The sequence below is a fragment of the Pantoea sp. UBA5035 genome, from assembly GCF_002415245.1.
GTDB classification, from domain to species: Bacteria; Pseudomonadota; Gammaproteobacteria; order Enterobacterales; family Enterobacteriaceae; genus Pantoea; species Pantoea septica.
The window spans coordinates 204,737-227,818 of sequence record NZ_DICD01000014.1; the positions used below are offsets into that span (position 1 = coordinate 204,737).

At 59.4% G+C, this 23,082-nt stretch carries 23 protein-coding genes; 14 read left to right on the forward strand and 9 right to left on the reverse strand.

The window, feature by feature from the left end:
- Positions 1–19: 19 nt before the first annotated feature.
- From nusA to B3229_RS11065, 9 genes are all read left to right on the forward strand, one after another.
- Positions 20–1,507 (forward strand): transcription termination factor NusA, encoded by a 1,488-nt coding sequence (nusA, locus tag B3229_RS11030; protein ID WP_033749311.1) that lies wholly within the window; start codon positions 20–22, stop codon positions 1,505–1,507.
- A gap of 17 nt (positions 1,508–1,524) precedes the next feature.
- Positions 1,525–4,212 (forward strand): translation initiation factor IF-2, encoded by a 2,688-nt coding sequence (gene infB, locus B3229_RS11035; RefSeq protein WP_033749312.1) that lies wholly within the window; start codon positions 1,525–1,527, stop codon positions 4,210–4,212.
- Between the two features lie 65 nt (positions 4,213–4,277).
- Complete coding sequence (gene rbfA, locus B3229_RS11040; protein WP_033749639.1) at positions 4,278–4,685, forward strand: 30S ribosome-binding factor RbfA; 408 nt, start codon at positions 4,278–4,280, stop codon at positions 4,683–4,685.
- Positions 4,685–5,629 carry a tRNA pseudouridine(55) synthase TruB gene (gene truB, locus B3229_RS11045; protein ID WP_286870738.1) on the forward strand — a complete coding sequence of 315 codons (945 nt, stop codon included), beginning with the start codon at positions 4,685–4,687 and terminating at the stop codon, positions 5,627–5,629. Before rbfA ends, truB begins: the two co-directional genes overlap by 1 nt.
- A gap of 118 nt (positions 5,630–5,747) precedes the next feature.
- On the forward strand, positions 5,748–6,017 hold the full coding sequence (gene rpsO, locus B3229_RS11050) for a 30S ribosomal protein S15 (RefSeq protein ID WP_033749314.1): 270 nt from the start codon (positions 5,748–5,750) through the stop codon (positions 6,015–6,017).
- Positions 6,018–6,324: 307 nt separating this feature from the next.
- Positions 6,325–8,460, forward strand: a complete 2,136-nt coding sequence (gene pnp / locus B3229_RS11055; RefSeq protein WP_048781996.1) for a polyribonucleotide nucleotidyltransferase — start codon at positions 6,325–6,327, stop codon at positions 8,458–8,460.
- Positions 8,461–8,591: 131 nt separating this feature from the next.
- Positions 8,592–9,476 carry a lipoprotein NlpI gene (nlpI, locus tag B3229_RS11060; protein WP_033749316.1) on the forward strand — a complete coding sequence of 295 codons (885 nt, stop codon included), beginning with the start codon at positions 8,592–8,594 and terminating at the stop codon, positions 9,474–9,476.
- A 105-nt stretch (positions 9,477–9,581) separates the two neighbouring features.
- Positions 9,582–9,638 (forward strand): protein YrbN, encoded by a 57-nt coding sequence (gene yrbN / locus B3229_RS21285; RefSeq protein WP_100229640.1) that lies wholly within the window; start codon positions 9,582–9,584, stop codon positions 9,636–9,638.
- A gap of 16 nt (positions 9,639–9,654) precedes the next feature.
- Positions 9,655–11,568, forward strand: coding sequence for a DEAD/DEAH family ATP-dependent RNA helicase (locus B3229_RS11065; RefSeq protein ID WP_048781994.1), 1,914 nt, complete (start codon positions 9,655–9,657; stop codon positions 11,566–11,568).
- A gap of 69 nt (positions 11,569–11,637) precedes the next feature.
- Here the strand turns inward: B3229_RS11065 and B3229_RS11070 are convergent, their stop codons facing one another.
- Positions 11,638–12,384: an SDR family NAD(P)-dependent oxidoreductase gene (locus B3229_RS11070; RefSeq protein ID WP_286870739.1), complete on the reverse strand. Its 747-nt coding sequence runs from the start codon at positions 12,382–12,384 to the stop codon at positions 11,638–11,640.
- Between the two features lie 180 nt (positions 12,385–12,564).
- On the opposite strand from B3229_RS11070, the gene B3229_RS11075 reads away from it, so the two are divergent.
- Positions 12,565–13,467, forward strand: coding sequence for an AraC family transcriptional regulator (locus B3229_RS11075; RefSeq protein ID WP_286870741.1), 903 nt, complete (start codon positions 12,565–12,567; stop codon positions 13,465–13,467).
- 18 nt (positions 13,468–13,485) lie between these two features.
- Here the strand turns inward: B3229_RS11075 and B3229_RS11080 are convergent, their stop codons facing one another.
- The 3 genes from B3229_RS11080 to ubiU all read right to left on the reverse strand — a co-directional run bounded on the left by B3229_RS11080 (position 13,486) and on the right by ubiU (position 16,500).
- Positions 13,486–14,496 (reverse strand): luciferase-like monooxygenase, encoded by a 1,011-nt coding sequence (locus B3229_RS11080; protein ID WP_048781989.1) that lies wholly within the window; start codon positions 14,494–14,496, stop codon positions 13,486–13,488.
- 116 nt (positions 14,497–14,612) lie between these two features.
- Positions 14,613–15,494: a U32 family peptidase gene (locus B3229_RS11085; RefSeq protein WP_286870743.1), complete on the reverse strand. Its 882-nt coding sequence runs from the start codon at positions 15,492–15,494 to the stop codon at positions 14,613–14,615.
- A 10-nt stretch (positions 15,495–15,504) separates the two neighbouring features.
- Positions 15,505–16,500: a ubiquinone anaerobic biosynthesis protein UbiU gene (ubiU, locus tag B3229_RS11090; RefSeq protein WP_286870744.1), complete on the reverse strand. Its 996-nt coding sequence runs from the start codon at positions 16,498–16,500 to the stop codon at positions 15,505–15,507.
- A gap of 203 nt (positions 16,501–16,703) precedes the next feature.
- Here ubiU and ubiT point away from each other — a divergent pair, with 203 nt between their 5' ends.
- Both ubiT and B3229_RS11100 read left to right on the forward strand, forming a co-directional pair.
- Positions 16,704–17,228 (forward strand): ubiquinone anaerobic biosynthesis accessory factor UbiT, encoded by a 525-nt coding sequence (gene ubiT, locus B3229_RS11095; protein WP_048781983.1) that lies wholly within the window; start codon positions 16,704–16,706, stop codon positions 17,226–17,228.
- Positions 17,222–17,728: a GNAT family N-acetyltransferase gene (locus B3229_RS11100; protein ID WP_048781981.1), complete on the forward strand. Its 507-nt coding sequence runs from the start codon at positions 17,222–17,224 to the stop codon at positions 17,726–17,728. The genes ubiT and B3229_RS11100 overlap by 7 nt, the downstream gene beginning before the upstream one ends.
- Here the strand turns inward: B3229_RS11100 and B3229_RS11105 are convergent.
- A complete protein-coding gene (locus B3229_RS11105) occupies positions 17,712–17,999 on the reverse strand; it encodes a GIY-YIG nuclease family protein (protein WP_286870747.1) in 288 nt (95 codons plus the stop codon). The two genes, B3229_RS11100 and B3229_RS11105, sit on opposite strands and share 17 nt — an antisense overlap.
- Positions 18,000–18,089: 90 nt before the next feature.
- Here B3229_RS11105 and B3229_RS11110 point away from each other — a divergent pair, with 90 nt between their 5' ends.
- Positions 18,090–18,536, forward strand: coding sequence for a YhbP family protein (locus B3229_RS11110; protein ID WP_286870748.1), 447 nt, complete (start codon positions 18,090–18,092; stop codon positions 18,534–18,536).
- Between the two features lie 17 nt (positions 18,537–18,553).
- Here the strand turns inward: B3229_RS11110 and B3229_RS11115 are convergent, their stop codons facing one another.
- Positions 18,554–19,075 carry a type 1 glutamine amidotransferase domain-containing protein gene (locus B3229_RS11115; protein WP_033749328.1) on the reverse strand — a complete coding sequence of 174 codons (522 nt, stop codon included), beginning with the start codon at positions 19,073–19,075 and terminating at the stop codon, positions 18,554–18,556.
- Between the two features lie 143 nt (positions 19,076–19,218).
- Between B3229_RS11115 and B3229_RS11120 the strand changes: the two genes are divergently transcribed.
- Positions 19,219–19,845, forward strand: coding sequence for an NAD-dependent epimerase/dehydratase family protein (locus B3229_RS11120; protein ID WP_286870751.1), 627 nt, complete (start codon positions 19,219–19,221; stop codon positions 19,843–19,845).
- Here B3229_RS11120 and nrdG read toward each other — a convergent pair.
- The 3 genes from nrdG to ridA form a co-directional block, all read right to left on the reverse strand.
- Positions 19,842–20,321: an anaerobic ribonucleoside-triphosphate reductase-activating protein gene (nrdG, locus tag B3229_RS11125; protein ID WP_286870753.1), complete on the reverse strand. Its 480-nt coding sequence runs from the start codon at positions 20,319–20,321 to the stop codon at positions 19,842–19,844. The genes B3229_RS11120 and nrdG overlap by 4 nt on opposite strands.
- Entirely contained in the window at positions 20,318–22,456 is a 2,139-nt protein-coding gene (gene nrdD, locus B3229_RS11130) for an anaerobic ribonucleoside-triphosphate reductase (protein ID WP_286870756.1), read from the reverse strand. Before nrdD ends, nrdG begins: the two co-directional genes overlap by 4 nt.
- 197 nt (positions 22,457–22,653) lie before the next feature.
- On the reverse strand, positions 22,654–23,040 hold the full coding sequence (gene ridA / locus B3229_RS11135; protein ID WP_048781966.1) for a 2-iminobutanoate/2-iminopropanoate deaminase: 387 nt from the start codon (positions 23,038–23,040) through the stop codon (positions 22,654–22,656).
- Between the last annotated feature and the right edge of the window lie 42 nt (positions 23,041–23,082).

A 23,082-nucleotide genomic window follows, 5' to 3' on the forward strand; every position in this document is an offset into this window, starting at 1 on the left:
CGGATTGAGGCTAACCAGGATGAACAAAGAGATCTTAGCTGTTGTAGAAGCCGTTTCTAACGAAAAAGCCCTGCCGCGTGAGAAAATCTTCGAAGCGCTGGAGAGCGCGCTGGCAACTGCAACCAAGAAGAAGTACGAGCAAGAGATTGACGTTCGCGTCAGCATCGATCGCAAAAGCGGCGACTTCGACACCTTCCGCCGTTGGGAAGTGGTAGAAGAAGTGACGCAGCCGACGCGCGAGATCACGCTGGAGGCAGCCCGCTTCGAGGATGAAGCGTTCAATCTGGGCGATTACGTTGAAGATCAGATCGAATCGGTCACCTTTGACCGTATCACTACCCAGACCGCGAAGCAGGTTATCGTGCAGAAAGTGCGCGAAGCCGAGCGCGCGATGGTGGTCGATCAGTTCCGCCAGCACGAAGGCGAGATCATCACCGGCGTGGTGAAGAAAGTGAATCGCGACAACATCACCCTGGATCTCGGCAGCAACGCCGAAGCGGTGATTTTGCGCGAAGATATGCTGCCGCGTGAGAACTTCCGTCCGGGCGACCGTATTCGCGGCGTGCTGTACGCCGTACGCCCGGAAGCGCGCGGCGCGCAGCTGTTCGTGACCCGTTCCAAGCCCGAAATGCTGATCGAACTGTTCCGCATCGAGGTGCCGGAAATCGGCGAAGAAGTCATCGAGATTAAAGCGGCGGCTCGCGATCCGGGTTCACGCGCTAAAATTGCGGTGAAAACTAACGACAAACGCATCGATCCGGTCGGCGCCTGCGTCGGTATGCGCGGCGCGCGCGTCCAGGCTGTTTCCAGCGAACTGGGCGGCGAGCGTATCGATATCGTGCTGTGGGACGATAACCCGGCGCAGTTTGTTATTAACGCCATGGCCCCGGCCGACGTGGCGTCAATCGTGGTTGATGAAGATAACCACACCATGGATATCGCTGTTGAAGCCGGCAATCTGGCTCAGGCGATTGGCCGTAACGGCCAAAACGTGCGTCTGGCTTCCCAGCTGAGCGGCTGGGAGCTGAACGTGATGACCGTCGATGATCTGCAGGCGAAACACCAGGCCGAAGCGCATGCTGCTATTGATATGTTTACTAAACATCTCGACATCGACGAAGAGTTCGCCACCGTACTGGTGGAAGAGGGCTTCTCTTCGCTGGAAGAGCTGGCATACGTGCCGATCAACGAGCTGCTGGACGTTGATGGTCTGGACGAAGAGACCGTAGAAGCCCTGCGTGAACGAGCCAAAAATGCGTTAACCACCCTGGCGCTGGCGAAAGAAGAGAGCCGTGGTAATCAGGAGCCCGCTGAGGATCTTCTGAATCTCGACGGCCTGGATCGTACGCTGGCGTACCGCCTGGCGGCGAAAGGCGTTTGCACGCTGGAAGATCTCGCCGAGCAAGGTGTCGACGACCTGACGGATATTGAAGGGCTGAATGATGAGCAAGCCGGCGCGCTGATTATGGCCGCGCGAAATATCTGCTGGTTCGGCGATGACGCGTAATAACAGGAAGGAACAGCATGACAGATGTAACCGTAAAATCGCTGGCCGCAGAGATTCAGACCCCGGTCGATCGCCTGGTTCAGCAATTTGCTGACGCAGGGATCCGCAAGTCGGAGAACGACGCGGTCACGCAGCAAGAGAAAGAAACTTTATTGTCTCACCTCAATCGCGAGCATGGTCAGACCGGCTCAAGCAAGTTAACATTGCAGCGTAAGACGCGCAGTACCTTGAATATCCCAGGCACCGGGGGTAAAAGTAAATCGGTGCAAATCGAAGTCCGCAAAAAGCGCACCTACGTAAAAGGTGATGCGGAAGCTGAACAGGCAGAAGCAGAAGCCCAGGCTCAGCGTGAAGCGGAAGAAAAGGCGCAACGCGAGGCTGAAGAAAAAGCCCGTCGCGAAGCTGAAGAAAAAGCGCAACGTGAAGCCGAAGAGAAAGCCAAGCGCGAAGCCGCTGAAAAGGCGAAGCGTGAAGCAGCGGAAAAAGAAAAAGTGACGAATCATCAAACCGACGATATGACCAAGGCTGCGCAGTCCGACAAAGCCCGTCGCGAAGCCGAAGCGGCTGAACTGAAGCGTAAAGCGGAAGAAGAAGCACGCCGTAAGCTCGAAGAAGACGCTCGCCGCGTTGCTGAAGAAGCGCGCCGCCTGGCTGAAGAAAAATCGGCTGAATGGGAAAAACCTGAAGAAGAGGATAAAGGCGACTATCACGTCACTACCTCGACTCATGCCCGTCAGGCGGAAGACGAAAACGACCGTCAGGTAGAAGCGGGCCGCGCGCGTGCGCGCACCACTGCTAAAGCGGCGCGTCCGGCGAAGAAAGGCAACAAGCATTCTGAAGCCAAAACCGATCGCGAAGAAGCGCGCGCGCAGATTCGTGGCGGCAAAGGCGGCAAACACCGCAAGCCAAGCGCACTGCAGCAGGGCTTCAATAAACCTGCTCAGGTTGTTAACCGCGACGTCATCATCGGCGAAACCATTACCGTAGCTGAACTGGCTAACAAAATGGCGGTGAAAGGTTCGCAGGTCATCAAAGCAATGATGAAGATGGGCGCCATGGCGACCATCAACCAGGTTATCGACCAGGAAACGGCTCAGCTGGTTGCGGAAGAGATGGGTCATAAAGTGATCCTGCGCCGCGAGAACGAGCTGGAAGAAGCGGTAATGAGCGATCGCGATACCGATGCCGCGCAGGAATCCCGCGCGCCGGTCGTGACCATCATGGGCCACGTCGACCACGGTAAAACCTCACTGCTGGACTACATCCGTTCGACCAAAGTCGCCTCTGGCGAAGCGGGCGGCATTACCCAGCACATCGGTGCTTACCATGTCGAAACCGACAACGGCATGATCACCTTCCTCGACACCCCGGGCCACGCCGCGTTTACCGCGATGCGTGCGCGTGGTGCGCAGGCGACGGATATCGTTATCCTCGTGGTGGCGGCTGACGACGGCGTGATGCCGCAGACCATCGAAGCGATCCAGCACGCGAAAGCGGCGGGCGTGCCGGTGGTGGTTGCCGTCAACAAAATCGATAAGCCGGAAGCCGATCCGGATCGCGTTAAGAACGAACTGACTCAGTACGGCATCATTCCGGAAGAGTGGGGCGGCGAAAACATGTTCGTCAACGTCTCTGCGAAAGCCGGTACCGGCATCGACGACCTGCTGAATGCGATTCTGCTGCAGGCGGAAGTGCTGGAGCTGACCGCTATCCGCGAAGGCATGGCGAGCGGCGTGGTGATCGAATCCTTCCTGGATAAAGGTCGTGGTCCGGTCGCTACCGTACTGGTGCGCGAAGGTACCCTGAACAAAGGCGACATCGTGCTGTGCGGCTTCGAATATGGCCGTGTGCGTGCGATGCGCGACGAGCTGGGTCGCGAAGTCATGGAAGCGGGTCCGTCTATTCCGGTGGAAATCCTCGGTCTCTCCGGCGTGCCGGCAGCGGGCGACGAAGCGACCGTAGTGCGTGACGAGAAGAAAGCGCGTGAAGTTGCGCTCTATCGTCAGGGCAAGTTCCGCGAAGTCAAACTGGCGCGTCAGCAGAAGGCGAAGCTGGAGAACATGTTCGCCAATATGACCGAAGGCGAAGTCTCCGAGCTGAACATCGTGCTGAAGTCCGACGTCCAGGGTTCTGTGGAAGCGATCTCCGACTCGCTGCTGAAACTCTCCACCGACGAAGTGAAGGTGAAGATTATCGGTTCGGGCGTAGGTGGTATCACCGAAACCGACGCTACGCTGGCTGCAGCGTCCAACGCTATCATCCTCGGCTTCAACGTGCGTGCTGATGCCTCTGCGCGTCGCGTCATCGATGCTGAAAACGTCGACCTGCGTTACTACTCCGTCATCTATAATCTGATCGACGAAGTGAAAGCGGCGATGAGCGGCATGCTGGCTCCGGAGTTCAAACAGCAGATTATCGGTCTGGCTGAAGTTCGCGATGTGTTCAAGTCACCGAAATTCGGCGCGATTGCCGGCTGTATGGTTACCGAAGGCAACATCAAGCGTCACAACCCGATCCGCGTCCTGCGCGACAACGTGGTTATCTACGAAGGCGAGCTGGAATCTCTGCGTCGCTTCAAAGATGACGTCAACGAAGTGCGTAACGGCATGGAGTGTGGTATCGGCGTGAAGAACTACAACGACGTTCGCGTTGGCGATATGATCGAAGTGTTTGAAGTGATCGAAGTTAAGCGCACCATCGAATAAGCATTACGCGATGTGTTGCAATTTGGGAGGCCGCTGGCCTCCCGAATTATTTTGGAGAGATGATTATGGCGAAAGAATTTGGCCGCCCGCAGCGCGTGTCGCAGGAGCTGCAAAAAGAGATCGCCATCATTCTGCAGCGCGAGATTAAAGATCCGCGTCTCGGCATGATGGTAACGGTATCTGGCGTGGAAGTGTCGCGCGATCTCGCGTATGCCAAAGTGTTTGTCACCTTCCTTAACGACAAAGATGAGGAAGCGGTGAAAAATGGCCTGAAGGCGCTGAAAGAGGCTTCTGGCTATATCCGTATTCTGCTCGGCAAAGCGATGCGTCTGCGTATCGTGCCGGAACTGACCTTCTTCTACGACAATTCGCTGATTGAAGGTATGCGCATGTCGAACCTGGTGTCGAACGTCATCAAAAACGACGTCGAGCGTCGCGGTGAAAACCCGGCGGAAGATGACAAGGAGGACTGATGAGTCGTCCTCGTCGTCGCGGTCGCGACGTCCACGGCGTGTTCCTGCTCGACAAGCAGCAGGGCGCGTCGTCCAACGATGTGCTGCAAAAAGTTAAACGTCTGTTTAACGCTAACAAAGCGGGCCACACCGGCGCGCTCGATCCGCTGGCGACCGGCATGCTGCCGATTTGTCTCGGCGAAGCGACCAAGTTCTCCCAGTATCTGCTCGACTCGGATAAGCGTTATCGCGTTATCGCGCGCCTTGGCGAGCGCACCGACACTTCCGACGCCGATGGCAATATTGTCGAAACGCGTCCGGTCTCCTTTAGCCAGCAGCAACTCGACGCTGCGCTGGAGAGCTTTCGCGGCGAGACGATGCAGGTGCCGACCATGTTTTCGGCGCTGAAGTACCAGGGCCGAAAGCTGTATGAGTACGCGCGCGAAGGCGTGACCGTGCCGCGCGAAGCGCGTCCGATTACCGTCTTCGAGCTGCAGTTTATTCGCTGGGAAGGCAATGAGCTGGAGCTGGAAATCCACGTGTCCAAAGGCACCTATATCCGCACCATTATTGACGATCTGGGCGAGAAGCTCGGCTGCGGCGCGCATGTCATTATGCTGCGTCGTTTGCAGGTGGCGCGCTATCCGATCGAAAAGATGATGACGCTGGAGCAGCTGCAGGCCGTCGCGGCGACGGTAAACGCGGCGGAGACGCCTGACTACGCGCCGCTCGACGCGCTTTTGCTGCCGATGGATAGCCCGGCGGACGCGTTTCCCCTCGTTAATCTGCCCTCCGCCGTCGCCGCCTTTTTTAAACAGGGCATGCCGGTTCAGGCAGCGGATGCGCCGCAGCAGGGGCTGGTGCGCGTTACCGAAGGCGATGCGCATAAGTTTATCGGCATGGCGGAAATCGCCGCTGACGGGCGCGTGGCGCCGCGTCGTCTGGTAGTGGAGTATCCCGCGTAACGTTACGCAACGTCCTATTTGCGTTGCTCTCGGCCGAAGAGTAGAATAGCGCGGCTTTAAAGCGGGTAGCTGAATTAGAGATCGGCGCCCATACATTCATTTATTACTGGAGTTTATTATGTCTCTAAGCGTAGAAGCTAAAGCAGAGATCGTTGCTAAATACGGTCGTGGCGCTAACGACAGCGGCTCAACCGAAGTTCAGGTTGCACTGCTGACTGCCCAGATTAGCCACCTGCAGGGTCACTTCTCTGAGCACAAGAAAGACCACCACAGCCGTCGCGGTCTGCTGCGCATGGTATCTCAGCGTCGTAAGCTGCTGGACTACCTGAAGCGTAAAGACGTTGCACGCTACACCAGCCTGATCGAAAGCCTGGGCCTGCGTCGCTAAGTCTGAAGAATCTGATCAAGGATGTAGCGCAGAGAGTTTGCGAAAAAACGCGTCTTGCGATCAGATTCGTGCGAGTTTCACGAAAAGGGGGCCTTTACGGCCCCTTTTTTCGAGCAATGCGCAGCAATCCGGACCAAACTCATGTATTGTTGCAGTGAGTGATCTTCGTTTGCAGAGGTTCGCGCGGCTAATGAGAGGCTTTACCGCAGATTCGGTTAAGGGTTGTCATTAGTCGCGAGGATGCAACTGAAGATCGGTAATCCATGGCACGCCAGAAAGGCGCTGCCCCGAAGTTAAGGAATTCATTTTGCTGAACCCGATCGTACGTCAATTCCAATATGGTCAGCATACCGTCACGCTGGAAACCGGCATGATGGCGCGCCAGGCCACCGCAGCCGTTATGGCCAGCATGGACGACACCGCTGTATTCGTTACCGTTGTTGGCCAGAAAAAAGCCAAACCCGGCCAGGACTTTTTCCCGCTGACCGTGAACTACCAGGAGCGTACCTACGCCGCTGGCCGTATCCCGGGCAGCTTCTTCCGTCGCGAAGGCCGTCCAAGCGAAGGCGAAACCCTGATTGCGCGTCTGATTGACCGCCCGATTCGTCCGCTGTTCCCGGAAGGCTTCGTTAACGAAGTTCAGGTTATCGCCACCGTGGTGTCCGTTAACCCGCAGGTTAACCCGGATATCGTTGCGATGATCGGCGCCTCCGCTGCGCTGGCGCTGTCAGGTCTGCCGTTCAACGGTCCGATCGGCTCTGCGCGCGTCGGCTACATCAACGATCAGTATGTGCTGAACCCGACCGCTGACGAAATCAAACAGTCTCGTCTGGATCTGGTGGTTGCCGGTACGCAGAACGCGGTACTGATGGTTGAGTCTGAAGCGGACATCCTGACTGAAGATCAGATGCTGGGCGCAGTGGTGTTCGGCCACGAGCAGCAGCAGATCGTTATCGAAAACATCAATTCTCTGGTCGCAGAAGCGGGCAAACCGCGCTGGGACTGGCAGCCTGAGCCGGCTAACGACGCGCTGATCGCACGCGTTGCCGCCCTGGCTGAAGCGCGCATCAGCGACGCTTACCGCATCACCGACAAGCAAGAGCGTTACACCCAGGTTGGCGTCATCAAAGATGAAACCATCGCCGCGCTGCTGGCTGAAGACGAAACGCTGGACGACGCTGAAATCGGCGACATCGTTCATAGCCTGGAAAAGAACGTGGTGCGTACCCGTATCCTGAACGGCGAACCGCGTATCGACGGCCGTGAAAAAGATATGATCCGTGGTCTGGACGTTCGCACCGGCGTACTGCCGCGCACGCACGGCTCGGCGCTGTTTACCCGTGGCGAAACGCAGGCGCTGGTCGCCGCGACGCTGGGTACCGCGCGCGACGCGCAAAACCTGGACGAGCTGATGGGCGAACGTACCGACAGCTTCCTGTTCCACTACAACTTCCCTCCGTACTCGGTAGGCGAAACCGGTATGGTCGGCTCGCCGAAGCGTCGTGAGATTGGTCACGGTCGCCTGGCGAAGCGCGGCGTGCTGGCCGTGATGCCGAAGCAGGAAGAGTTCCCGTACACCGTGCGCGTTGTCTCTGAAATCACCGAATCCAACGGCTCGTCCTCTATGGCTTCCGTGTGCGGCGCTTCACTGGCGCTGATGGATGCCGGCGTGCCGATCAAAGCGGCCGTTGCAGGCATCGCGATGGGTCTGGTGAAAGAAGATGAGAAGTTCGTGGTACTGTCTGACATCCTCGGCGACGAAGATCACCTCGGCGACATGGACTTCAAAGTAGCCGGTAGCCGCGAAGGCATCACCGCGCTGCAGATGGACATCAAAATCGAAGGCATCACCCGCGAAATCATGCAGGTTGCACTGAATCAGGCCAAAGGTGCGCGTCTGCACATCCTGGGCGTGATGGAGCAGGCAATCAGCACGCCGCGTAAAGAGATCTCAGAGTTCGCGCCGCGCATTTACACCATCAAGATCAATTCAGACAAGATCAAAGATGTGATTGGTAAAGGCGGTTCCGTGATCCGCGCGCTGACCGAAGAGACCGGCACCACCATCGAAATCGAAGACGACGGCACCGTGAAAATCGCGGCGACCGACGGTCTGAAGGCGAAAGAGGCGATTCGTCGCATCGAAGAGATTACTGCCGAGATCGAAGTGGGCCGTGTTTATAGCGGTAAAGTGACCCGTATCGTCGACTTCGGTGCCTTCGTCGCTATCGGCGGCGGCAAGGAAGGTCTGGTGCACATTTCTCAGATCGCGGACAAGCGCGTAGAGAAAGTGACCGACTACCTGCAGATGGGCCAGGAAGTGCCGGTTAAGGTACTGGAAGTGGACCGTCAGGGCCGCGTCCGTCTGAGCATCAAAGAAGCGACAGAGTCTAAGCCTCAGGGCGAAGAAGCTGCCGTGACCAGCGCGCCAGACGCAGAGTAATTCCCTGTTTGCCTCTCCTTATCCCATCGCGGATGGGAGAGGCGTTTGTGTCATCGCGAGGGCGGGAATCCTTGTGCACAGCAGGCGGATAACAGGAGCGTTGTCCTAATGTTTGTATTCGGGAGTGGGAAATGAAGCCTTTTTTGCGCTGGTGTTTTGTTGCGACAGCTATCACGCTGGCAGGATGCAGCAACTCCAATTGGCGTAAGAACGAAGTTCTTGCAGTACCTCTACAGCCCACACTGCAGCAGGAAGTGATTCTGGCGCGCATGGAACAAATTCTTGCCAGTCGCGCCCTTACCGATGATGAACGCGCACAGCTATTATATGAGCGCGGAGTGTTGTATGATAGTCTCGGTCTGAGAGCACTAGCGCGGAACGATTTCTCGCAAGCGCTGTCTATAAGACCAGATATGCCGGAAGTGTTTAACTATCTCGGCATATATTTAACGCAGGCAGGCAATTTTGATGCTGCCTATGAAGCGTTTGATTCTGTACTTGAGCTTGATCCAACTTACAATTATGCGCATTTAAACCGTGGTATCGCCCTCTATTACGGCGGTCGATACAAGTTAGCGCAAGATGATCTGCTGGCGTTTTATCAAGACGATCCCAACGATCCTTTCCGCAGCCTGTGGCTCTATCTCGATGAACGCGAGATGGACGCTGATAAGGCGAAAGTTGCGCTGCAGCAGCGTTACGACAAAGCGGCCCGTGATCAATGGGGATGGAACATTGTCGAATTCTACCTTGGCGACATCAGTGAAAGCACGCTGATGGAACGTCTCAAGGCAGACGCAACGGATAACACCTCGCTCGCTGAACATCTCAGTGAAACCAACTTCTATTTAGGTAAGCACTACCTAAGTCTGGGGGAGAAGGACAACGCGAAAGCGCTGTTCAAACTGGCGGTGGCCAACAACGTCAATAACTTTGTTGAACACCGATACGCATTGTTGGAACTGGCGCAACTCGGCCAGACACAAGACGATTTATCAGAATCTGACCAGCAATAGCTGACGAACTTTTATTGCCTGAAGTACCCGTTATGTCATCATCTTCCGGGATGAGGGCCTTTCTGTTCGTCAAAACTTCTAATTTGAGCCGGTTCACACTTTTTGATGAAAATGACTGAAAATTTTCACGACGAGTTATGTAGACTGGCCGCCGCAATCTAAGAGGCACGTGTACTACATGACTGATATCCAAACCACTTTTGCTGACCTGGGCCTGAACGCCGACATCCTCGAATCACTGAACGGCATGGGCTACGTTAAGCCTTCTCCGATCCAGGCTGAGTGTATTCCTCACCTGCTGGCGGGCCGTGACGTACTGGGCATGGCGCAGACCGGCAGTGGTAAAACCGCGGCGTTCTCGCTGCCGCTGCTAAACAACATTGATCCTTCTCTTCGCGCACCGCAGATCCTGGTGCTGGCGCCGACCCGCGAACTGGCGGTTCAGGTTGCCGAAGCGATGACCGAATTCTCTAAACATATGCGTGGCGTCAACGTCGTGGCCCTTTACGGCGGCCAGCGTTATGACGTGCAGCTGCGCGCGCTGCGTCAGGGCCCGCAAATCGTGGTGGGCACCCCGGGTCGTCTGCTCGACCACCTGAAACGCGGTACGCTGGATCTCTCTAATCTGCGTGGCCTGGTGCTGGACGAAGCTGATGAAATGCTGCGTATGGGCTTCATCGAAGACGTTGAAACCATCATGGCGCAGATCCCGGAAGGTCATCAGACCGCGCTGTTCTCAGCGACCATGCCGGAAGCAATCCGTCGCATCACCAAGCGTTTCATGAAAGATCCGCAGGAAGTGCGCATTCAGTCCAGCGTCACCACGCGCCCGGACATCAGCCAGTCTTACTGGACGGCGTACGGTCGTAAAACCGACGCGCTGGTGCGTTTCCTGGAAGCGGAAGATTTCGATGCCGCTATCATCTTCGTGCGTACCAAAAACGCTACGCTGGAAGTGGCTGAAGCGCTGGAGCGCAGCGGCTACAACAGCGCCGCGCTGAACGGCGACATGAACCAGGCGCTGCGTGAGCAGACTCTGGAGCGTCTGAAAGATGGCCGTCTCGACATCCTGATCGCTACCGACGTTGCGGCGCGTGGTCTGGACGTTGAGCGCATCAGCCTGGTCGTTAACTACGACATTCCGCTGGATGCAGAGTCTTACGTTCACCGTATCGGTCGTACCGGCCGCGCCGGTCGTGCTGGTCGCGCGCTGCTGTTCGTTGAGAACCGCGAGCGTCGTCTGCTGCGCAACATCGAGCGCACCATGAAGCTGACCATTCCGGAAGTCGAACTGCCGAACGCTGAACTGCTGAGCACCCGTCGTCTGGAGAAATTCGCCGGACGCGTACAGCAGCAGCTGGAAAGCAGCGATCTGGACCAGTATCGCGCGCTTCTGGAGAAACTCTCTCCGCAGGACGAGCTGGATATGGAAACGCTGGCCGCCGCGCTGCTGAAAATGGCGCAGGGCGAACGTCCGCTCATCGTTCAGCCAGACGCGCCGCGTCCGCAGCGTCGCGAGTTCCGCGATCGTGACGACCGTCGTGATGACCGTCGCAGCCCGCGTGAAGCGCGTGACAACCGCGAAGGCGGCGATCGTCCGCGTCGTGAACGTCGCGACGTCGGCGAAATGGAACTGTACCGCATTGAAGTGGGCCGTGATGACGGCGTTGAAGTGCGTCACATCGTCGGCGCTATCGCCAACGAAGGCGACATCAGCAGCCGCTACATTGGCAACATCAAGCTGTTCGGCACCCACTCGACTATCGAACTGCCTAAAGGCATGCCGGGCGATATCCTGCAGCACTTCACCCGCACGCGTATTCTCAATAAACCGATGAATATGCAGCTGCTGGGCGATGCGCAGCCGCAGAGCGAAGCGCGTGGCGAACGTCGTGGCGGCGGCCGTGATTTCGGCGGCGAGCGTCGTGGCGGCGGCAACCGTGAAGGTGGTCGCGAAGGCGGACGTCGTTTCTCTTCCGAGCGTCGCGAAGGCGGTCGTGAAGGCGGACGCAGCAGCTTCAGCCGTGAAGGCAGCCGCGGTCCGCGTCGTGAAGAGGGCGCTGCTGCAGCGCCGCGTCGTCGCGAGTTCTGATAATCAGCCTGGCTGATTGATAAAAAGGGAAGCCCTCGGGCTTCCCTTTTTTTATCTTCAATTTTCGCGTTACGCGCCGCCGGCTATCAGAACGCGCTCGCCGCTGATGTAGGCGGCCTCCTCAGAGGCGAGAAACAGCGCCACCTGCGCCACATCTTCCGGCAGTCCGAAACGTCCCAGCGGCGTCGCCGCCAGCAGCTGCGCCTTGAGCTGCGGATTGAGCTTCTTCGCGGACAGCAGCCCTTCCGTCATAATAATGCCCGGCGCCAGCGCGTTAACGCGAATATTGCGCGGGCCCAGCTCGCGCGCCAGCCCCTGCGTCAGCGTATCGATCGCGCCTTTGGTCGTTGCCCAGAGCACCGAACCCGGCGTGCTCTGCTGACTGTTCAGCGCGCTGAGATTGATGATGCAGCCGCCGTGCGCCGGGAAACGTCGCGCCGCCTGCTGGCAAACCAGCAGCGTGCCCAGCAGATTTACGTTGAGCTGCTGCTGCATCTCCAGCAGGCTCAGGGCGCTGAACTCGCCGTAATGGAACTGTCCGGCGTTATTGACCACAATATCGGGCGCACCAAAGTGCGCCTGTGCGGTTTCGAACAGCCGCTCCACGTCCGCTTCGCGGGAAATATCCGCCTGTACCGCCAGCCCTTCGCTGCCCAGCGTGCGAATATCGCTCACCACATCCGCTGCGCCCACTTCATCCTGGCGGTAGTTGACCACTACGCGCGCGCCGGCCGCGGCGAACGCCGTAGCAATCGCCGCGCCAATGCCCTTCGAGGCGCCCGTCACCAGCGCAATTTTTCCGTCAAGTGCTTTCATCTTGTCTCTCCACCTGAGTATCGCGTCTGCAAAATATGCGCTTTCAGGTCGACTGGGCGGTAGCGCAATCCTGCAAGTCTCTTGCACGATCCTGCAAATCTGGCGGCAAGGCGGCTGCCTTCGTCGCGGGTTCAGGTAACATGTTCACCACACTTTACTCGCGGAGAAAAGGAAGAGGATATGGCGGAACCGGCGCAGCTGGCGCATCTGGCGCAGCTTATCGCGCGTCATGCGGCCGACGATGGCCGTCACGACAGCGCGATTGATTTTCTCTTTTTCGGTCGCAGCTCCCGGCCATCCGAGCCCACCTACCATGCTCAATGGGCCAGCTTCGCGCTGGTGGCGCAGGGCGGAAAGGCGCTGCGTATGGGTGAGGAGATTATTCACTACGGCCCGGGCGATCTGCTGCTGGTGACAATGGATATGCCGGTGCGCTCCTGCGTAACGATTGCGACGCCTGAAAAGCCGAATCTCGGCATCGGCATCGCAATAAACGAGGAGAGACTGATGCGCTATCTCGTTACGTTTCCGCTAACGTCGCCGCTGATTGAAGCGCGCACCGAGCGCGGCATCGCCGCGCACAAAGTGTCGCCGCTGCTGGTGGATGCGGTTATCCGCCTGATTCGCCTGCTGGATCAGCCCCAGGATATCGCCGCGCTGGCGCCGCTTATCGAGCAGGAGATCTTCTATCGTCTGCTGACCGGTCCGGAAGGCGGCCGCATCCTCAATATGGCGCTGGCGGAGCGGCCGGGCAACAAGGTGGCGCGCGCGGCGCGCTGGCTGCGGGAGAATTTTCATCAGCCGTTGAAAATCGGTCGGCTTGCCAGCAGCGTCGGCATGAGCGCCTCTTCGCTGCACCATCATTTCAAAGCGGTCACCGCGATGACGCCGATGCAGTATCAGAAGCAGCTGCGTCTCAACGAGGCGCGACGGCTGATGATGGTAGAGAAGCTGGATGCCGGAACGGCGGGCTATCGCGTGGGGTACCAGAGCGCCTCGCAGTTCAGCCGGGAATACAGCCGTTTTTACGGCCGATCGCCCGCGCGCGACGTGCGCCAGCTGGCGGTGGGGCCGGAAGCGTAGCGCCCACCGCAGAAGAGCTTACAGCGAGCGGGCCGCTTCCATCGCGATGGCGAAGGAGCGCAGACGCGCCTCGGTATCAAAAATCTGGCCGTTGACCATGATCTCGTCTGCCTGGGTTTCACGCATCAGTCCGGCCAGGCCGTGACGCACTTTGTCGGCATCGCCGACCAGCGACATGCTCAGCGCCTGCTGCACGCCATACTGCTCTGACGGCGACCACAGATTATCCATGTTTTCCACCGGCGCAGGCAGCGGGCCCGGCTTGCCGCGGCGCAGGTTGATAAACTGCTGCTGCTGCGAGGTAAAGAGGAAGCGCGCGTCGCGCTCGCTGTCGGCGGCGACGACGTTGATGCAGACCATGGCGTATGGCTTCTCCAGACGCGCCGAAGGCTGGAATTTTTCACGATAGAGATGCAGCGCCTGAAACAGCTGATCGGGCGCGAAGTGCGACGCAAAGGCGAACGGCAGGCCGAGCTGCGCCGAGAGCTGGGCGCTGTAGAGGCTGGAGCCAAGCAGCCAGACCGGGATCTTCATGCCCAGGCCAGGCACGGGCTGAACCGGCGGCTGCGCATCTTCGTCGGCGTCGAACCAGTTAATCAGCTCCTGAACATCATCCGGGAAGGTATCCGCATGGATGCTGGAGAGGTGGCGGCGCAGCGCCATCATGGTGCGCTGGTCGGAGCCCGGCGCGCGGCCCAGGCCTAAATCGATGCGGCCAGGATAGAGCGACGCCAGCGTGCCGAACTGTTCGGCGATCACCAGCGGCGCATGGTTCGGCAGCATAATGCCGCCCGATCCCAGATGCAGGGTAGTGGTGTTGGCCGCCAGATAGCCGATCAGCACCGAGGTCGCCGCGCTGGCGATGCCGGTCATATTATGGTGCTCAGCCAGCCAGTAACGTTCATAGCCCAACGCTTCCGCCTGACGCGCCAGCGCCAGCGAGGTATGAAAGGCATCGCGCGCGGTGGAACCCTGCGGAATTGGCGCCAGATCCAGCACGGAAAGACGAAGGGGTTTTTTCTCAGACATGGGCACTCCAGTTGGGTATGGCGCAGGTGATGATTGACCTGCACCAACCAGTATTACGTAATAATGCCCATATTAAAACTGCTAACAAAGGCAGGCGGCTAGCCTGTATGTGCCTTTCAGGATGTCAGCAGCGTCATGCCGGCAACTTTACGCCAGTAGCCGTTGCAGTCGTTGCCGTTGGCCATCATCAGCGGCGACTGCCCCTCTTCATTGGCGCGGAAGCGGGCGATCTCATCCAGCGTCGCGGTGTTTTGCGGCGACAGACGCAGAATATCGACCCAGCCGCGCATGCCGACCAGATCGTTGCCGAGGTTGTAGCAGTAGCCGCTCATGGTCTGAATGCCGTTTAGCACGAAGACCTGCTGGCCTTCCTGCGAGTGGACGCGGCGTCCGTTAGGGTAGTTGATGCAGCAGGTCTGACAGTCGTCTTTGGCGCGATGCTCGGCGCGAGCGGTAAAGCAGCGCGCCGACAGCGCCAGCGGCAGATAGCCGTAGCCCAGCACTTCGACCTCGAACCGGTTGCGGATATGACGCTCCTCGCTCTGCTGCAGCAGCTGCAGCAGCCAGTCGCGAGACATCTCTACCGGCATGCACCAGCGCGTCATGCCCTCTTTCACCAGCAGATGCAGGGTTTCGACGTTATAGACGTTGAGCGTCGGCCCGGCGACAAAGGGCAGCCTGCGCTCGGCCGCCATATTCACCGTGCCGACGTCGTTGGCCTCGATGAGAAACTCGCCGTTATCGACGTAGCGCTTTAGCTCTTTCAGCTCCGAAGGGGACTGCAGCAGCGCCAGCGTGCTCAGCACCACCTGCTTGCCGCTGGCCGCCAGCTCGCGCGCCAGCTCCATCCAGCGCTGATAGGAAGTAGCGCGTCGTTTGCTGCACACCGCTTCGCCAAGATAGACGATATCCGCGCTGCTGTTCGCCGCCTGCTGGTAAAAGCTCGCCAGCTGCTCTGTCGGCCAGTACCACAGCACCGGACCGATTGCGTATTGCATTCTTTTCTCCTTATTGCCATTCACGGTGGTAAGCGCCAAGCGTGGTCTGCGAGCCTTCTGAGAGCTCATCGAGCGCCGCTGTCCAGGCCTCGGTGACCGCAAAGTTCTCCGGCTCGCGACTGCAGCGATCGATCGCCTGCCGCCAGACGCGCGCCACCTGCGCCACATAAGCCGGGCTGCGCTGACGCCCCTCAATCTTCACCGAGGCGACGCCCGCGCGCAGCAGATCCGGCAGCAGCGTCAGGGTATTGAGGCTGGTGGGCTCCTCCAGTACGTGATAGCGCTGGCCGTCGACCTGATAGCGGCCTTTGCACAGCGTGGGATAGCCGGCGCTCTCATCCGGCGCGTAGCGGTCAATCAGCACGTCGTTAAGGCGCGACTCCATGCCGTTGGGCGTTTGCTGCCAGCGCACGAACTTCGCAGGCGAACAGGCGCCCGCGCTGTTGGGCGACTCGCCGGTCAGCCAGGAGGAGAGATAGCAGCGGCCTTCCGCCATAATGCAGAGGCTGCCGAAGGCGAACACCTCGAGCGGCACCGGCGTCTCGCGCGCCAGCTGCTTCACCTGATGCAGCGACAGCACGCGCGGCAGCACCACGCGGCTCAGCGCGAAGTGGCGATGATAGAAGCGCACCGCTTCCAGATTGGTGGCGGAGGCCTGCACCGACAGATGGCGTTCAACCTCGGGATAGCGCTGCGCGGCGTACTCCAGCGTAGCGATATCGGCAAGGATCAGCGCGTCCGCGCCGTTCTGCGCCGCCACGTCAATGGCGCGTTGCCAGCGGCCCACGCCGTCAGGATGAGCGAAGGTATTAATGGCGACATGTAATTTACGGCGATGCTGATGCAGATAGCGCGCCGCTTCCGCCAGCTTCTTGTCGGTAAAGTTCAGCCCGGCGAAGTGGCGCGCGTTGGTGTCATCTTTCAGTCCGACATACACCGCATCGGCGCCATTCTCCACCGCTGAACGCACGGCAGGCAGATTACCGGCCGGACACAGCAGTTCCATAGTGATCCCTCGTCGACAGGATAAGGCGACGAGTCTAGGCAAGCGGCCGCGGGGAAATGTTGATTTGGGGCAGTGAATCGCCAGTTGACGAGACGGATAGCGGAAAATTCGCGCAGCGTGGCGGTGAAATTATTGATCTCGGCTGCAGCGTGCGGCGGCGGATGTGGCAATATACCTGAAATTTTCTAAAGGGAGAGACGCCCGTGTTTCAACAGTTACGTGCTGAGTTAGTGAAAAAAGGCCCGAAATTCCTTGCCTTACCTGTTTCGCTGACCCCGTTCCCGTTAAAAAAAGCCTTTCTGCAACAACTCCTAAACTGGCAATTTCGTCATGCTTTGGCGGAAGGTGAGTTAGACTTTCTGCAGGCGCGTCATCTGGGTATCGAGATCGCGGATGTGGGTTTACGCTGGATTACCACCATTGAAGAGGGCCAGCTCAGGGTCGTACAGGATGCCGAAGCGGACGTCTGGTTTCGCGGCAATGCTAACGATCTGCTGCTGGTCGCCGCCCGTAAAGCGGATCCGGATATGCTGTTTTTCCAGCGTCGTCTGCTGATCGAAGGCGACACAGAGCTGGGACTGGAGGTAAAAAACCTGATGGATGCTCTGGAACTCGAGGCCATGCCCACGGCGTTGCGCACGGGACTGCAGCAGCTGGCTGCGTTTGTCGAAGCGGGAATGAAACAGGACGCGAAGGCCGCACAGGCGCGCGCGGAGAGTGTATGTTAATTCGCACAGAAATAGGCGTGGATGCGGCAAGCATCGACAGTTTGTTAAGACGCAGCTTCAAGACCGAAGCGGAAGCCGAACTGGTTCAGCAGCTGCGGGAAGACGGGCTGCTGACGCTGGGCGTGGTGGCGACGGACGACGAAGGCCAGGTGCTGGGCTACGCCGCCTTCAGCCCGGTGACCTTGCAGGGCGAAGATCGCAACTGGGTCGGCCTGGCGCCGCTGGCGGTAGACGAAAGCGTGCGCGGCCAGAAAATCGGCGAGCAGCTGATCTACGCCGGGCTGGATACGCTGAATGAGTTCGGCTATGGCGCGGTGGTGGTGGTGGGCGATCCGGCATACTACAATCGCTTCGGCTTCGAGCCGGCCGCGCGTCACGGGCTGCGCTGCCGCTGGCCGGGCGGCGAAGCGGCGTTTCAGGTCTATCGCCTGGCGGACGACGCCTTTGTCGGCGCGGAAGGCGAGATCGATTTTGCCGAGCCGTTTAGCCGGCTTGCGTAAGCCAGCTGGCGAGGCAACCCGGCTGTTGTGCCACCAGCCGCAGCTTCTGCTGGCGGCTGAGCTGCTTGACCTGGTACTCCAGCCGCGACGCCGCGGCGCGGTCGCCGGCGTCGCAGCGATACACCAGCGCCAGCGGGCCTCTGCCGCGCAGCGCGCGCGCGCCGCGTCCGGCTGCATGCTGTTCGACGCGCCGCGTCACGTCGGTGGTAATGCCGGTATAGAGCGCGCCGGCGGCGGTCTGGACGATATAGAGCTGCCAGCCCTCATTCATAATCTGTATTCCTGAATCTTTACTGCCGGGCAGTGTAGCGCGCCAGCGGCGCGTCGGCTATCCGGCGATCTTTGCACGGAGCAATAGAACGTGTCTGACCATTCTCATCTGGTACGTTACCTGAAAAAACAGCATGTCCTCTCGCTTTGCTGCCAGGCCGACGGCGATCTCTGGTGCGCCAACTGCTTTTACGTCTTCGACGAGACGCGTATGGCGTTCTGGCTGATGACCGAACCGGACACGCGCCACGGCGCGCTGCTGCAGGCGAATCCGCAGGTTGCGGGCACGGTGAACGGCCAGCCGAAAACCGTGCTGTTGATTAAAGGCGTGCAGTATCGCGGCCATATTGCGCTGCTCGACGGCGACGCGGAAGCGCAGGCGCGCAAGGCGTATCAAAAGCGTTTTCCGGTGGCGCGCAAAGTCTCTGCGCCGCTGTGGGAGATTCAGCTGGATGAGGTCAAGATGACCGATAACGCGCTGGGATTTGGCAAAAAAATTAGCTGGCGGCGAGAAGAGAGTGAAATCCCTTTCCCCTGAGGGAAAGGGAAACCGGCTTACGACGCCTGTAGAATACGCAGCGACTCGCGATTAAAGGCAGGCAGATCGTCCGGCGTACGGCTGGTGACGAGACGATCGTCATCTACAATCACCTCTTCGTCATAGAAGTCCGCGCCGGCGTTGCGCAGATCGATAGCGATCGCCTTCACGCAGGTCATCTTGCGGCCGCGCACGCCGTTCGCGCTGATCAGCAGCTGCGGGCCGTGGCAGATAGCGAAAATCGGTTTGCCACTGGCGACGAACTCTTTGGTAAAGGCGACGAAACGGTCGTCGCTGCGCAGCGAATCAGGCGAGTGGCCGCCTGGCAGCAGCAGCGCGTCGAATTCGGCCGGGCTGACCTCGTCGATAGCGCGGTCGATTTTCACCTGCGCTTCGCCCTGTTTGCCGGTAACGGTTTTACCCGCCTCTTTCTCAATGGTCACCACCTCAAAGCCCGCCTGTTTATAGGCGTCGGCCGGTGAGGTGAACTCTGAGTCTTCAAATTCGTCGGTAATCAACACCGCAATCTTCTTGCTCATTTTTCCCCTCCTCATGATGGTTTGCGCACAATGCGCTCTCCTGGTGAACAGGTTAAGCCTGGTTGTTTGTGCTGAAAATGCAAGCCGGACGGCAAAAGCTGACTATATTTCAGAGTAATGGCAACAGCTTAGCGGGAGGCGAGATGCATCGTGTATTGGTAACCGGCGCGACGGGTCTGGTGGGTGCGCATCTGCTGCGCCTGCTGGTGGCGGATGCGCGCGTCGACGAAATCATCGCGCCAACGCGTCGTCCGCTGCCGCCGATGAATAAGGTGGTCAATCTGGTGGAGGCGGACCTGACCGACGTGCTGCGTCCGCTCAGCGTCGCTATCGACAGCGTATTTTGCTGTCTCGGCACCACGCGCAAAGAGGCGGGCAGCAAAGCGGCGTTCCTGCACGTCGACTATACGCTGGTGGTGGATACCGGACTGAACGGGCTGCGGCTGGGGGCGAAGCAGATGGTGGCGGTCAGCGCGCACGGCGCGAACCGCCATTCGCCCTTTTTCTATAACCGGGTAAAAGGCGAGATGGAGACAGCGCTGCGTCATCAGGGCTGGCCGCGTCTGACGCTGGTGCGGCCTTCGCTGCTGCTGGGCGAGCGCACGCGCAAACGTACCGGCGAAAGCCTGATGGCGCCGCTGTTCAGCGTGCTGCCCGGCAACTGGCGTTCGGTCTCTGCGCTGGCAGTGGCGAAATGCATGCACGCCTGCGCCTTTCAGCCAGCCGGCGATAGCGTTGAGATTATCGAATCGGGGCAAATTCCGCGTTAGCTGCGCTCTTTGCTCAGGTCCCAGATAATCTGATTGCGGCTGCCGCGCCACAGCAGCGTCGCCTCTTTTTCCGCCTCGACGAAGCGCCCGTCAATCAGCACGTCGATATAGCTCAGCACTTCGCGCTGGGCGCAGCTGAGTTCGGCGCGCTGATAGCCGGTCCAGAGCCAGATATCTTTTCCGGGACACTCGGCGCGCACGCGTTTCACCAGCCGACGGATATGCGGTACGTTGTGCGGATGCAGCGGATCGCCGCCGCTCAGCGACAGCCCCTGACGCCGGATGCGCCTGTCCTGCAGGTCGGCGATCAGGCGCTCCTCGTGCTCCAGGGTGAAAGGCGTGCCGGAGTCGAGCCGCCAGGTGCTCTGGTTATAGCAACCGCGGCACTGATGCTCGCATCCGGCCACGAACAGCGTGCAGCGCGTGCCGGGGCCGTTAACGATATCGACATCGTAGTAGCGATGAAAACGCATCATCCCAGTGGTCCGCTCTCCAGATGTTTAACGCGTCGCTGCACCTCTTCCTGTTTGCCGGCATTGAACGGGCGCGCGTCGGGGCTGCCGAGATAGCCGCAGACGCGACGCGTTACCGACACGCGCGCCGGATCGTGATTGCCGCAGTTCGGGCAGGTAAAGCCGCGGCTGGTGCAGCTGAACTCGCCGGTAAAGCCGCACTCATAGCATTCGTCGATCGGCGTATTGGTGCCGTAATAGGGCACGCGATCGTAGCTGTAGTCCCATACATCCTCGAGCGCCTTGAGGTTATGCTGCACGTTCGGGTATTCGCCGTAACAGATGAAGCCGCCGTTCGCCAGCGGCGGATAGGGCGCTTCAAAGTCGATCTTGTCGTAAGGATTGACCTTCTTCTCAACGTCGAGGTGAAAGCTGTTGGTGTAGTAGCCTTTATCGGTGACGCCAGGCACCACGCCGAACTGTGCGGCGTCGAGGCGGCAAAAGCGGTCGCAGAGGTTTTCGCTCGGCGTGCTGTAGAGGCTGAAGCCGTAGCCGGTTTCCGCTTTCCAGGCGTCGGTCGCGGCGCGCAGACGCGTGACAATCTCGATCCCTTTGGCGCGCAGCGCGGGATCGTCATAGGGATGGCGCGCGCCGCCGCTCAGCGCGTTCAGGGTTTCATGCAGGCCGATATAGCCCAGCGACAGCGAGGCGCGCCCGTTGCGGAAAATCGGCCCCACCTCGTCATCGGCGTTAAGCCGTACGCCGCAGGCGCCCTCCATGTAGAGGATCGGCGCCACGCGCGCTTTGGTTTTTTCCAGGCGGGCGATTCGCGTCATCAGCGCGCGCTTTGCCAGCGCCAGCCGCTCGTCGAGCAGCGTCCAGAAGCGCGCCTCGTCGCCCTGCGCCTCCAGCGCGATGCGCGGCAGATTGAGGCTGATGACCCCCAGATTGTTGCGGCCGTCGTGAATTTCGACGCCGTTTTCCTCATAGACGCCGAGAAAGCTGCGGCAGCCCATCGGCGTTTTAAAGGAGCCGGTGACTTTTACTACCTGGTCGTAGTTAAGAATATCGGGATACATGCGCTTGCTGGCGCACTCCAGCGCCAGCTGTTTGATATCGTAGTTGATATCGCCCGGACGGCGATTGAGCCCTTCGCGGATCGCGAATACCAGCTTGGGAAACACGGCGGTCTTGTGGTTTTTGCCCAGTCCGGCGATGCGGTTGCGCAGGATCGACTGCTGAATAAGTCGCGCCGCCCAGCTGGTGCCAAGCCCGAAGCCGAAGGTGACGAACGGCGTCTGGCCGTTGGCGGTATGCAGCGTGTTGACCTCGTACTCCAGCGACTGAAAGGCGTCGTAGCACTCTTTCTCGGTGCGCGCCCGCGCATAGGCCTCGACGTCGGCAATCTGCCATTCAGCGGCGATAGCGCGATGCTTTTCCATGCTGAGCTGCACAAAGGGCGCCAGCACCTCGTCGATGCGGTTAATGGTGGTGCCGCCGTAAATATGGCTGGCGACCTGGGCGATAATCTGCGCGGTGACCGCCGTGGCGGTGGCGATCGACTTCGGCGGCTCGATCTCGGCGTTGCCCATCTTGAAGCCGTTGGTGAGCATGCCTTTCAGATCGATCAGCATACAGTTGAACATGGGGAAGAACGGGGAGTAGTCGAGATCGTGATAGTGGATCTCGCCGCGCTCGTGCGCCTGCACCACGTCGCGCGGCAACAGCTGCTGCTGCGCATAATGTTTCGCGACGATGCCCGCCAGCAGGTCGCGCTGCGTCGGGATCACCTTACTGTCTTTATTGGCGTTTTCATTCAGCAGCGCGGCGTTGGTCTGATCGACCAGGCCGCGAATGGCGTGGTGCAGCTTGCCGCGCTGCTCGCGCGCTACGTCGCGATCGTGACGATATTCGATATAGGCACGCGCCAGCTGCGGATAAGGGCCGCACATCAGCGTCTCTTCAACCGCGAACTGAATATCGCGGATATCCACTTCGGCGCGATCGGCCAGCTTCTCGCTGACGCGCTGAGCCACCGTTGCGCACCAGGGCGCGTCCTCGACCTGCGCCGCGCGCGCCGCAGCGGCTACTGCCGCCTCGATTCTTGCTGCGTCAAACTCTGAGCGACAGCCGTCGCGCTTCACCACTACCTTTGCCATGCTCTCTCCATCCGCTACATGTTGTGCTGCGAGAGATTCTAACCACTATATATGGGCATCAGGAGAATATAATCGCCACGGTTTTGACCTGAAACAAAGAAGATTGGGTCGTGGTGCAAAGCCAGGCAGAAGAGAAAACAGAGGGGCAATAAGAGGAGAAAGAGATGCGCGCTGCGGGCGCAGCGCGCAGCGGATCCTTAGCGGCGCAGGGCGATCGCTTCGATCTCGATCTTCACGTCTTTCGGCAGACGCGCCACTTCCACGCAGGAGCGCGCCGGGAAGCTGGCGTTATGCTCGGCGAAGAAGGCTTCGTAGGTGGCGTTGACGGTGGCGAAGTCGTTAAGGTCTTTGACGAACACCGTGGTTTTCACGATGTCGCCAACCTGCAGGCCAGCCGCTTCAACGATCGCTTTCACATTTTCCAGCGACTGACGCGCCTGGGCGTCGATCGCGTCTGGCACCGTGCCGGTCGCCGGATCTACCGGAATCTGGCCGGAGGTGATGATCATATTGCCCAGATCCACGCCCTGCACATAGGGACCGATCGCCGCTGGCGCTTTTTCCGTACTGATTTCGCGAGACATACTTGCTCCTTAAGAGTGACGCAGCGGCGGCAAGCCGCCGCT

Bases quoted from the DNA above. Each gene is read 5' to 3' on its own strand.
- infB (WP_033749312.1), top strand. From the start codon at position 1,525: ATGACAGATGTAACCGTAAAATCGCTGGCCGCAGAGATTCAGACCCCG.
- B3229_RS11070 (WP_286870739.1), bottom strand. From the start codon at position 12,384: ATGAAAGCACTTGACGGAAAAATTGCGCTGGTGACGGGCGCCTCGAAG.
- B3229_RS11115 (WP_033749328.1), bottom strand. From the start codon at position 19,075: ATGAGCAAGAAGATTGCGGTGTTGATTACCGACGAATTTGAAGACTCA.
- nrdD (WP_286870756.1), bottom strand. From the start codon at position 22,456: ATGGCAAAGGTAGTGGTGAAGCGCGACGGCTGTCGCTCAGAGTTTGAC.
- nusA (WP_033749311.1), top strand. From the start codon at position 20: ATGAACAAAGAGATCTTAGCTGTTGTAGAAGCCGTTTCTAACGAAAAA.
- rpsO (WP_033749314.1), top strand. From the start codon at position 5,748: ATGTCTCTAAGCGTAGAAGCTAAAGCAGAGATCGTTGCTAAATACGGT.
- B3229_RS11080 (WP_048781989.1), bottom strand. From the start codon at position 14,496: ATGTCTGAGAAAAAACCCCTTCGTCTTTCCGTGCTGGATCTGGCGCCA.
- B3229_RS11105 (WP_286870747.1), bottom strand. From the start codon at position 17,999: ATGAATGAGGGCTGGCAGCTCTATATCGTCCAGACCGCCGCCGGCGCG.
- ridA (WP_048781966.1), bottom strand. From the start codon at position 23,040: ATGTCTCGCGAAATCAGTACGGAAAAAGCGCCAGCGGCGATCGGTCCC.
- B3229_RS11100 (WP_048781981.1), top strand. From the start codon at position 17,222: ATGTTAATTCGCACAGAAATAGGCGTGGATGCGGCAAGCATCGACAGT.
- nrdG (WP_286870753.1), bottom strand. From the start codon at position 20,321: ATGATGCGTTTTCATCGCTACTACGATGTCGATATCGTTAACGGCCCC.
- B3229_RS11075 (WP_286870741.1), top strand. From the start codon at position 12,565: ATGGCGGAACCGGCGCAGCTGGCGCATCTGGCGCAGCTTATCGCGCGT.
- B3229_RS11065 (WP_048781994.1), top strand. From the start codon at position 9,655: ATGACTGATATCCAAACCACTTTTGCTGACCTGGGCCTGAACGCCGAC.
- rbfA (WP_033749639.1), top strand. From the start codon at position 4,278: ATGGCGAAAGAATTTGGCCGCCCGCAGCGCGTGTCGCAGGAGCTGCAA.
- B3229_RS11085 (WP_286870743.1), bottom strand. From the start codon at position 15,494: ATGCAATACGCAATCGGTCCGGTGCTGTGGTACTGGCCGACAGAGCAG.
- nlpI (WP_033749316.1), top strand. From the start codon at position 8,592: ATGAAGCCTTTTTTGCGCTGGTGTTTTGTTGCGACAGCTATCACGCTG.
- truB (WP_286870738.1), top strand. From the start codon at position 4,685: ATGAGTCGTCCTCGTCGTCGCGGTCGCGACGTCCACGGCGTGTTCCTG.
- B3229_RS11120 (WP_286870751.1), top strand. From the start codon at position 19,219: ATGCATCGTGTATTGGTAACCGGCGCGACGGGTCTGGTGGGTGCGCAT.
- ubiU (WP_286870744.1), bottom strand. From the start codon at position 16,500: ATGGAACTGCTGTGTCCGGCCGGTAATCTGCCTGCCGTGCGTTCAGCG.